This window comes from Streptomyces sp. NPDC058773, assembly GCF_042746015.1.
Lineage (GTDB): Bacteria > Actinomycetota > Actinomycetes > Streptomycetales > Streptomycetaceae > Streptomyces.
Genome location: NZ_JBHYPE010000015.1, coordinates 73,194 through 82,634, shown reverse-complemented (window position 1 = coordinate 82,634; position 9,441 = coordinate 73,194). Strand labels below are relative to the sequence as shown.

The window sequence follows — 9,441 nt, the reverse complement described above, 5'->3', positions numbered from 1 at the left end:
CGCACAGGAGGTCCTGCCATGGCTCAGACCATCGCACCCCCGGCCACCGGCGCCGTCGCCCCGGCCCCCATCCCCCTCAAGGCCATCGCTCCGTGGGCGCTTTTCGTCGGCGTCCTGATGCTGGTTCTGCTGTACTTCATCGGCGCCGAGCAGGGCGCCACCTCGCTGCTCTCGGGTACGGACGTCCACGAGTGGGTCCACGACGGGCGTCATCTCCTCGGCTTCCCCTGCCACTGATCGGACGTAGCTCCCATGAACTCCGTCACCATCAGAAACCTTCTGGTGCGTGGGATGCTCGCCGGTCTGGCCGCCGGTCTCCTGGCCCTCGTCGTCGCCTATCTGCTGGGCGAACCGAAGGTGGATGCCGCCATCGCGTTCGAGGATGCGCACAGCCACGAACACGGGATGGAGGTCGTCAGCCGCGGTCTGCAGTCCACGGCGGGGCTGGCGACCGGCGTACTGGTCTACGGCGTGGCGCTCGGCGGGATCGCCGCACTGGTCTTCTGCTTCGCCCTGGGGCGGATCGGCCGGTTCGGTGCCCGCACCACGGCGGCGCTGCTCTCCGGCGCCGCGCTGCTGGTCGTCTACCTCGTACCGTTCCTCAAGTACCCGGCCAATCCGCCGGCCGTCGGTGACCCCGACACCATCGGCACCCGCACCGCCCTGTTCTTCCTGATGATGCTGCTCGGCATCCTGCTGGCCGTCTCCGCCACGCTCCTCGGCCGGCGGCTGGCCCCGAAGCTGGGCAACTGGAACGCCACGGTCGTGGCCGGCGCCGCGTTCGTGGTCGCCATCGGCCTCGCCTATGCGTTCCTGCCGGGTTACGACAACGTGCCCGCGGGCTTCCCCGGCACGCTGCTGTGGGAGTTCCGGCTGTCGGCGCTCGCCGTCCAACTGGTGCTGTGGACCGCCTTCGGGCTCGTCTTCGGCCACCTCGCGGAGCGCGTCGTCCCGGCACGTCGGGAGGCCCCCGCGGCCGAGGCGGCACCCGCCGTCTCCTGACCCGCCGGCTGTACGCAGCCACCGAGGGAGGGCCCGCGACCTCGTGTCGCGCGCCCTCCCTCGTGGTGTGCGGGGCGGGTGCGGTCCGCGTCAGGTCAGACCATGGATGCCGTCCAGATGGGGCAGATCGTGGTCGAGGCGCTCCCGTTTGGCGCGGAGGTAGCGGATGTTCTCCGCACGGGGCGGCATCAAAAGCGGGACCTGTTCGTCGACGGCGATACCGTGCGCCAGCAGCGCCTCGCGCTTCCGCGGGTTGTTCGACAGCAGCCGCACGGACCGGACGCCGAGGTCCTGCAGGATCTCCGCCGCGGCCCCGTACTCCCGGGCGTCGACCGGCAGCCCGAGCGCGATGTTCGCCTCGACCGTGTCGAGCCCGTCCTCCTGGAGCCGCATCGCGCGGAGCTTGGCCAGCAGCCCGATACCTCGGCCCTCATGCCCCTGGAGATAGACCAGAATGCCGCGCCCGGCCGCCACGATCTCGCGCAGCGCCGCGGACAATTGATCGCCGCATTCACAGTGCGTGGACGCGAAGACATCACCGGTCAGGCATTCCGAATGCACCCGGGTCAGCACCGGCTCCGGCACGACGACATCGCCGTGGACCAGAGCCACTTGCTCGATACCGGTACGGCGGTCCAGATAGCCGACGGCGAGAAATTCGCCGTAGGTCGTGGGCAGCCTGACCGTCACCACCTGTTCCACGCCCGGCTTTTGGCCGAGGGCATCATCGATTGCGACACGGAGGTCGGCGCCGGCTGAGTCGTCGGGGTCCATCATGGCGCGATCGTACCCGCGCGGCTAAATGATCGGCAGAACTCACTCATAAAGACAACAAGTATGCTGCGACGCCGTGACAACCGATGCCGTGACAACCACGACTCCGCGAGTCGGCGACGAAAGGCCGCAGCATCCCATGACCGCTTCGGGACACCCGACTCCGGCCCCCGGCCCGCTGCCCGCGGACACCACCGAGGACGTACGGGCACGGCGGCCGACGATGGCCGTGCTGCCCATCGGCAGCTTCGAACAGCACGGCGCCCACCTGCCGTTGACCACCGATACCGTGATCGCCTGCACCATCGCCCGGGAGGTGGCGGCCGGCCGGCCGGTCCAGGTGCTGCCGCCGCTGACGGTGTCCTGTTCGCACGAACACGCCGACTGGCCGGGGACCGTCAGCATTTCGGCGCGCACCCTGCACGCGGTCGTCACGGACATCGCCGATTCGCTGGGCCGGTCCGGTATCGACACCCTGATTCTCATCAACGGACACGGCGGAAATTACGTCCTGCGCAATGTCGTTCAGGAATCTGCCGGGCGCGGGGTACGGATGGCACTGTTCCCCGGATCGGCCGACTGGGACGCGGCGCGCACCCGGGCCGGGGTGGTGACACCGTCGCACACCGATATGCATGCGGGCGAGGTCGAGACGTCCATTCTGCTGTATGCCCATCCCGAATTGGTCAAGGAAGGCTATGAATCGGCGGATTGCATCGCCGATGACCGGAAGCAGCTGCTGACCCTGGGCATGTCGGCCTATACCGAATCCGGCGTCATCGGACGGCCGTCGCTGGCGTCCGCCGCGAAGGGCCGGGAATTGCTGGCCGGGCTGGCCGAGGCATTCGGCGAATATGCCGCGCTCTTCGACGGCGGGGGTGGCAGCCGATGACTGAGGTACTCGACGCGGCGGCCGCCTGGGACCGGCTGCGGCGCATCCGTACGGCGGACGAGGCCGGTGCCGCCGGGCTGAGGGCGGACGGGGACGGCGGGCTGCGCTGGGGGCCGCCCGCAACCCCCGAGGCGGTGGAACTCGCCGACCGCTATCTGCCGCTCTGCCTGGCCGGCCCGCGGGTCGCGTTCGCCCAGCTCGGGCAGAGTCTGGACGGCTTCATCGCGACCCGTACCGGCGATGCCGACTATGTCACCGGCCCCGAGGACCGCTGCCACCTGCACCGGCTGCGCGCGCTGTCGGACGCGGTGCTCATCGGGGCCGGAACCGCCGCCTCGGACGATCCGCAGCTGACCGTACGCGCCTGTGCGGGCGACAACCCGGTGCGGGTGGTGCTCGATCCGCGGGGCCGGGTGCCGCAGGGCAGCGGGGTGTTCACGGACGGCGCCGCGCCGACGCTGTGGGTGGTGGGGCCGGAGGTCACCACCACGACCCCAGGCGCCGGGGTCGAGGTCCTGGCGCTGCCGGACGCCGCCGCGTTCGCCCCGGCGCGGCTGCTGGCGGTGCTGGCGCGGCGCGGGCTGGGCCGGGTACTGATCGAAGGGGGCGGGGTGACCGTGTCGCGGTTCCTGCGGGAGCGGGCGCTGCACCGGCTGTACGTCACCGTCGCACCGGTCCTGCTCGGCGACGGCATCCCCGGCCTGCGGTTTCCCGGCACGCCCGTGATGCGGGAGGCGTTGCGCCCGCCGCTGCGGCGCGCCCTGCTCGGCGAGGACACGCTCTTCGAGCTCGAACTGCGGGCGGACGGCGTGCCGTCCGAGGAGGCGGCGGAGGAGGGCGTCGCCGAAACGGGGGCGGCGCCGGCAGGCCCTTAGCTGACCCCGCGCCGCTCCGCGTGGACCTGCGACGCCTCGTGCCGCACTCCCCCGGCCACTCGCCGCGGGGCCTTTGCGCCCCGTTGCCGGATGATCCCCGTACCCGCCGCGGTACGGGGATGCCGGTCCGCCGTGTGCGGCAGGGGACTCGGTGTCGCAGGCTCCGCCGCGGAGAGCGGAGTGACCCGTCCGAGCAGCACCGCGGCGCCCGGGAGGCCGGCGGCGAAGGCGAGGACGCCGTAGATCACGGCGGTGGTGAGGCCCTGCGCGGCGCCCAGCCCGGCGGCGCCGAAGGCCCAGGCCGCGACGCCTTCCCGGGGGCCCCAGCCGCCCACGTTCACCGGCAGCGCCATCGCGAGCAGCGCCAGCACCACCAGCGGCACCAACTCGGCGGTCGGTGCGGTGACTCCGGCGACCCGGGCGGCCAGCACGAACATCCCGAGGTAGCCGGCCAGCACCGCCATCGACGAGAGCGCGACGCCCGGCCAGACGCCGCGGGCCAGCAGGCCCTGGCGTGCCTCGGCCAGTACGGTGCGCAGGGCGCGTGCACCACGGGAGGCACCCCGGCGCCGGCGAAGCACGACGGCCAGCGCCGCCACCAGCACGACCACCGCGGCCACGGACAGGGCCACCGCGGGCGAGGCGAGGAAGCGGGTGACCGGCGCCAGGACCGGCGACGGCCGGACGAGCAGCACCACCGCCCCGGTGACGAGCAGGACGACCTGGCCGGCGGTCCGTTCCAGGGCCACCGCGCGGACGCCCCGGCCCAGATCGCCGGAGCTGCGGCCGTGATGGACGGCGCGGTGCACATCGCCCAGGACCCCGCCGGGCAGCGCCGCGTTGAGGAACAGCGCCCGGTAGTAGTCGGCGACGGCCCGGCCGAGCGGCAGCCGCAGGCCGAGGCCGCGGGCCACCAGACACCAGCGCCAGGCACTGCACACCGTGGTCAGCACGCCGATGGCGAGCGCGGCCGACAGGGTGGCGGCGTCGATCCGGCGCAGTCCGTCCAGGAAGGCCTGCGACCCCAGATGCCACACCAGCGCCACCAGGATGCCCAGCCCCGCGAGCATCCTGAGCCACGCCACCCAGCCGGACCGCTTCATCAGGCGCTCCCGGACGGGTGCCGGGGCAGCGCCAGCAGATCGGTGTGGTGCACCGCCACGCTCAGCTCGCCCGCCGCGCACTCCTCCAGCCGCCGCCGCAGATACGCGACGGCCTCGGGCGCCAGCTCGGGCCGCTGGGCGTGCGCGGCACCTACCCAGCCGCGCAGCCATTCGGCGATCAGCGCGGATTCGGCGGAGCTGAGGCGCCACGGACTGGACTGCACCACCACCGTCGCACCGCGCCGTTCGAACGCCGCGGCCGCCGCCGCGACCGCGTCCGGACCGAGCAGTGCCCGGCCCTGATCCGTACGCCGCTGATGGTCGTTGAAGGCGTCGGCGAGCTCGGCGTCGAACGGATCGGCCGGGGCCAGCTCGACCCGTCCGGCGACGGAGAGGGCCAGCAGCACCGGGGTGCCCGCGCCCACACAGGCCTCGGCGAGGTTCTCCACCTCGTCGTGGGTGAGCAGGTCGAGCAGCGCGGAGGCGGTGATCAGCGAGGTGCCGGCGAAGTCGGCGGCGGTGAGGGCGGCCAGGTCGCCGCGTGCGGTGGTGGCGGTGACGGGCGTGCCGTCGGCGGCGGTCACCGGCATCCGCGCCCCGGCGAGGGCGAGCAGATCGGGGTCCAGGTCGTGCAGCACCCACTGCTGCGGGCCGGGCAGCCGCACAGCGAGCCAGCGCCCCATCGAGCCGATGCCACAGCCGAGATCGCGGATCACCAGCCGGCGCTCGCCGCCGGGCGGACCCGGCGCGGGCCGTTCCGCAAGCCACGCGCGCAGCGGGCGCAGCAGCTCGGGCGCCCGCGCCGCGGCGTCCGCGCGCTCCCGCAACTCCAGCCACCGCGGCGCGAATCGAGGCCTGTCGGGCGCGCTCATCGCGTGCCCCGGGGCTCGTGCCGGAGCCGTTCCAGCACCCCGGCCAGACTGTGCGACGTCATCTCCCACCCCTCCAGCATGGCACGCCGTGCGCGCGCCGAACTCCTGATCCGGTCCCGCAGTTGTGGATCGCCGAGCCAGCCGCGCAGCGCCTCGGTGAGCGCCTCCGGCCGGCCGGGCGGGACGAGCAGACCGGGCACCCCGCCGTCGGGCGCCCGCCCCACCGCTTCCGGTACGCCGTCCACCGCCGTCGCCAGCACCGGAATCCCGCGCGCCAGCGCCTCGGTGACGACCATGCCGTAGGTCTCGGCGTACGAGGTGAGCACCAGCAGGTCGGCGGCGGCATAGCTCGCCTCCAGGTCCGCGCCCGCCCGCGGCCCGGTGAAGGTGATCCGGTCGTCGAGGCCGAACTCGCTGACCTGGCCGCGGAGTTGGGCAACGTAGCCGGGATCGCGGCCGAGCGCGCCGACGCAGGCGCAGCGCCACGGCAGCTCGGCGACACCGGCCAGTGCGTCGATCAGCCGGTGCTGCCCCTTGCGCGGGGTGACCGCGGCGACGCAGAGCAGCCCGGTCGCGCCGTCGGTGCCGGGCGCGAGGGGCGCCGGGTCGACGCCCGGCCGGACGGCGTGCACCCGCTCGGGCGCCAGTCCGTGGTGGGTGACGAGCCGGCGGGCGGCCCAGTCACTGGTGGCCACGACGGCCTCCACGGTGTGCAGCGCGCGGTGTTCCAGGGCGTCCAGCTCGGCGGCCGGGGCGGGGTCGAGGCCGGTCTCGTCGCCCAGCGGGAGGTGGACCAGGACGGCGAGCCGCAGCCGCGCCGCCTCGGGGGCGAGGATCTCGGGGACACCGCAGGCGACCAGCCCGTCGAGGAGGACCACGGCGCCGTCCGGCAGCGCCGCCAGCCGTCCGGCAAGCCCGGCGCGTGCGGTGGCGTCCGGCCGGGGCCAGCTGCCGGGCAGCGGATACGGCTGTATGTGCCAGCCGGCGGCCGGGAGGTCGCGGCACACCCGGCGGTCATAGGTGTTGCCGCCGCTGGGTGCCGCCGGGTCGTCGATGTCACCGGGCAGAACGAAGTGCACCACCCGCTGTGCAGCGGGGGCGCCGGTGCGGGTCACAGAGTGCGCTCGTACGTCGCCCAGGCGATGTGTGACTCATGCAGGGTGACCGACAGTCCGGCCAGCTCGCGGGCGCCCTCGCCGAGGTTGCCCGCCTCGATGCGGTCGGCGAGCCGGTCGGCGATGACCTTGGCCAGCGCCTCGGTCGAGGTGTTGATGCCGGCGAAGGCGGGCTCGTCGTCGAGGTTGCGGTAGTTCAGCTCCCCGACCACGGCGCCGAGTTCCCGGGTGGCCAGACCGATGTCGACGACGATGTTGTCGGCGTCGAGCTCCGGGCGGCGGAAGGTCGCGTCCACGATGAAGGTCGCGCCGTGCAGACGCTGCGCGGGGCCGAAGACCGCGCCACGGAAGCTGTGGGCGACCATCAGGTGATCGCGGACGGTGATGCTGAACAAAGCCGGTTCCTCCGGTGTGATGTCGGTCTCAGTGGGGGGTGTCGCCGGGGGCGACGTCAGGGTGGTTCCGGGTGGGGTGTCAGCCGTCGGCCGGCGCGTACCGGATGCGGTGGCAGAGCGCCGGGAGGTCGCCGGAGACGAGCCGGGGCAGCACGCCCGGCAGCTCCTCGAAGGCGGACTCGCCGGTGATCAGCGCGTCGAAGGCGGGGTCGGCGAGCAGGTCCAGGGCGAGGGCGAGCCGGTCGGCGTAGGTACGCCGGGCGCGGCGGGCCGGGGAGACCGCACCCACCTGGCTGCTGCGGACGACCAGCCGGCGGGAGTGGAAGGCCTCCCCCAGCGGCAGGCTGACCTGCCGGTCCCCGTACCAGCTCAGCTCGATGACGGTGCCCTCCGGGGCGAGCAGTTCGAGCGCACGGGTCAGCCCCTCCTCCGTGGCGCTGGCGTGCACGACGAGGTCGCAGTCGCCCAGGGCGTCCTGCGGCAGCGCGAAGTCCACACCCAGTGCCCTGGCGGTCGCCTCCCGCGCGGGATCGGCGTCCACCAGCTGCACCCGGACCGCGGGGTAGCGGGCGAGGACCGCGGCGACGCTGCAGCCCACCATGCCCGCGCCGATCACCGCGATCCGGTCGCCGACCAGCGGCGCGGCGTCCCACAGGGCGTTCACCGCGGTCTCCACGGTGCCGGCCAGTACGGCCCGCGAGGCGGGGACGGAGCCGGGTACCGGGGTGACCGCGCTCGCCGGGACGACATAGTGCGTCTGGTGCGGATAGAGGCAGAAGACCGTGCGGCCCAGCAGCGCGGACGGCCCTTCCTCGACGACGCCGACGTTGAGGTAGCCGTATTTGAGGGGTGCCGGAAAGTCGCCCTCCTGGAAGGGCGCCCGCATCACGGAGTGCTGGCTCGCGGGGACGCCGCCGCGGAAGACCAGGGTCTCCGTTCCGCGGCTCACTCCGGAACACAGTGTGCGCACCAGAACCTCGTCGGCACCGGGGTCCGGCAGGGGTACCTTCCGGATTTCACCCTGACCTGGAGCGTTTATCCAAAACGCACAAGCGACGCGCGGCATCGGAATCCTCCTGGACGCTCCGGCGACGATTCGTCGATGCTGGGGATCATGAGAACGCCGTCACCCTACGCGGCACCTCTCGACTCCGCCACACATCCCGGGAGGCATGGTGGCCGTACAAGAGCGTTACGACACAAGGCCGTTCGGACCGGACATTACGGCGGGCACGGGAGTGCAGCTGCTCGTTGTGGAAGCGCTCCGCCGGGTGGCCGGTCTGGGCACCTTCGGGTGGCTCACGGGTGGTGTGTTCGCCGTGGCCACCTGGGTGGTGCTCACCCTCGCGCTGCGCCGTTCCTGGACCCCGTCGTTCGGCATGGCCAACCGCGTCACACTGGCCCGCACGATCCTGGTCGGCGGGGTGACCGCGCTGGTCGCGGACTCCTTCGAGCGGCCGGTGCCGGTCGCGGTGCTGGTCACGCTCGCCGCGGTGGCGCTGGCCCTGGACGCCGTGGACGGTCAGGTGGCCCGGCGCACCGGCACGGTGACCCCGCTGGGGGCGCGCTTCGACATGGAGGTCGACGCCTTCCTCATCCTGGTGCTCTGTGTCTATCTCGTGCCGCCACTGGGCGCGTGGGTGTTGTGCATCGGCCTGATGCGCTACGTCTTCGTCGCGGCGTCCTGGGTCTGGCCGTGGCTGAGCGGCGGGCTGCCGCACAGCATGGCCCGGAAGACCGTGGCGGCGCTGCAGGGCGTGGTGCTGGTCGTGGCCGCAGCCGGGGTGCTGCCGCGGGCCGCCGCGGCCACGGCGGTGAGCGGGGCGCTGGCGCTGCTGGTGTGGTCCTTCGGGCGGGATGTCGGCTGGCTGTGGCGGGTGCGGGGGTTCGCGGGCGGCCCGGCAGTGGCGCCCGGCCGCGATCCGGCCGGAGCCGGTCTGGCCGCTATGTCCCGGCGTGCCGGCCCAGATAGATGACGAGCACCAGGAACACCAGCAGCAGATGGCTGACGACGACGTAGAGGAACAGCCGTCGCCACAGGCTGCGCCGGGGAGCCGGGTGGGTGAGCAGCACCGCGCCGGACAGCCGCGCGAGCTGGGTCCCGGGGCGGACCGCGGTCGCCCGGGGCCGCCGGACGCCACAGCGTGCCGAGGGGTGCGGGCGGGCGGTGCCCTGCGGGCAGGCCGGGCCGCGGCCGGGTGCCGTACGGATCGTGCCGCGCCCGGAGGGGCGCCCCCGGCAGGGCCGTACGGTGCCCGGACCGGAGGGGCTGGGTATGCAGGTGCGGGAGCGGACCGCCCGCCAGGGCGGCGGCCCCTTACGCCGTGGCGTACCGGACATCCGCGCTCACCCCGTTCCGGTGGGGCGCGGGGAGGCGGATGCCGTCCGGTCACCGTTCGTGGAGCGGAGCGGG

General features: G+C 73.6%; 12 protein-coding genes. 5 read left to right on the top strand and 7 right to left on the bottom strand.

Annotation, left to right across the window (positions count from 1 at the left end; translation table 11 throughout):
• Positions 1–18 precede the first annotated feature (18 nt).
• Both ACFW5B_RS16045 and ACFW5B_RS16040 read left to right on the top strand, forming a co-directional pair.
• Positions 19–237, top strand: a complete 219-nt coding sequence (locus ACFW5B_RS16045; protein WP_386439270.1) for a CbtB-domain containing protein — start codon at positions 19–21, stop codon at positions 235–237.
• 15 nt (positions 238–252) lie between these two features.
• A complete protein-coding gene (locus ACFW5B_RS16040) occupies positions 253–1,002 on the top strand; it encodes a CbtA family protein (RefSeq protein WP_386439268.1) in 750 nt (249 codons plus the stop codon).
• A gap of 90 nt (positions 1,003–1,092) precedes the next feature.
• On the opposite strand, the gene ribA is transcribed toward ACFW5B_RS16040, so the two are convergent.
• Positions 1,093–1,776 (bottom strand): GTP cyclohydrolase II, encoded by a 684-nt coding sequence (gene ribA / locus ACFW5B_RS16035; protein WP_386439411.1) that lies wholly within the window; start codon positions 1,774–1,776, stop codon positions 1,093–1,095.
• A gap of 139 nt (positions 1,777–1,915) precedes the next feature.
• Here ribA and ACFW5B_RS16030 point away from each other — a divergent pair, with 139 nt between their 5' ends.
• Together ACFW5B_RS16030 and ACFW5B_RS16025 are read left to right on the top strand one after the other, a co-directional pair.
• The gene (locus ACFW5B_RS16030; RefSeq protein WP_386439267.1) at positions 1,916–2,668 is read left to right on the top strand and encodes a creatininase family protein; all 753 of its coding nucleotides are present in this window, start codon (positions 1,916–1,918) and stop codon (positions 2,666–2,668) included.
• Positions 2,665–3,543, top strand: a complete 879-nt coding sequence (locus ACFW5B_RS16025; RefSeq protein ID WP_386439265.1) for a RibD family protein — start codon at positions 2,665–2,667, stop codon at positions 3,541–3,543. The genes ACFW5B_RS16030 and ACFW5B_RS16025 overlap by 4 nt, the downstream gene beginning before the upstream one ends.
• Here the strand turns inward: ACFW5B_RS16025 and ACFW5B_RS16020 are convergent.
• The 5 genes from ACFW5B_RS16020 to ACFW5B_RS16000 form a co-directional block, all read right to left on the bottom strand.
• Positions 3,540–4,646 carry a lysylphosphatidylglycerol synthase transmembrane domain-containing protein gene (locus ACFW5B_RS16020; RefSeq protein WP_386439264.1) on the bottom strand — a complete coding sequence of 369 codons (1,107 nt, stop codon included), beginning with the start codon at positions 4,644–4,646 and terminating at the stop codon, positions 3,540–3,542. The genes ACFW5B_RS16025 and ACFW5B_RS16020 overlap by 4 nt on opposite strands.
• Positions 4,646–5,518, bottom strand: coding sequence for an SAM-dependent methyltransferase (locus ACFW5B_RS16015; protein ID WP_386439262.1), 873 nt, complete (start codon positions 5,516–5,518; stop codon positions 4,646–4,648). The genes ACFW5B_RS16020 and ACFW5B_RS16015 overlap by 1 nt, the downstream gene beginning before the upstream one ends.
• The gene (locus ACFW5B_RS16010) at positions 5,515–6,633 is read right to left on the bottom strand and encodes a glycosyltransferase family 4 protein (protein ID WP_386439260.1); all 1,119 of its coding nucleotides are present in this window, start codon (positions 6,631–6,633) and stop codon (positions 5,515–5,517) included. Before ACFW5B_RS16010 ends, ACFW5B_RS16015 begins: the two co-directional genes overlap by 4 nt.
• On the bottom strand, positions 6,630–7,028 hold the full coding sequence (locus ACFW5B_RS16005) for a 6-pyruvoyl tetrahydropterin synthase family protein (RefSeq protein WP_386439258.1): 399 nt from the start codon (positions 7,026–7,028) through the stop codon (positions 6,630–6,632). The genes ACFW5B_RS16010 and ACFW5B_RS16005 overlap by 4 nt, the downstream gene beginning before the upstream one ends.
• Positions 7,029–7,107: 79 nt before the next feature.
• Positions 7,108–8,094 (bottom strand): zinc-binding alcohol dehydrogenase, encoded by a 987-nt coding sequence (locus ACFW5B_RS16000; RefSeq protein ID WP_386439256.1) that lies wholly within the window; start codon positions 8,092–8,094, stop codon positions 7,108–7,110.
• 109 nt (positions 8,095–8,203) lie between these two features.
• Here ACFW5B_RS16000 and ACFW5B_RS15995 point away from each other — a divergent pair, with 109 nt between their 5' ends.
• Positions 8,204–9,004, top strand: a complete 801-nt coding sequence (locus ACFW5B_RS15995; RefSeq protein ID WP_386439409.1) for a CDP-alcohol phosphatidyltransferase family protein — start codon at positions 8,204–8,206, stop codon at positions 9,002–9,004.
• On the opposite strand, the gene ACFW5B_RS15990 is transcribed toward ACFW5B_RS15995, so the two are convergent.
• A complete protein-coding gene (locus tag ACFW5B_RS15990) occupies positions 8,973–9,368 on the bottom strand; it encodes a DUF6126 family protein (RefSeq protein WP_386439254.1) in 396 nt (131 codons plus the stop codon). The genes ACFW5B_RS15995 and ACFW5B_RS15990 overlap by 32 nt on opposite strands.
• Positions 9,369–9,441: the final 73 nt, after the last annotated feature.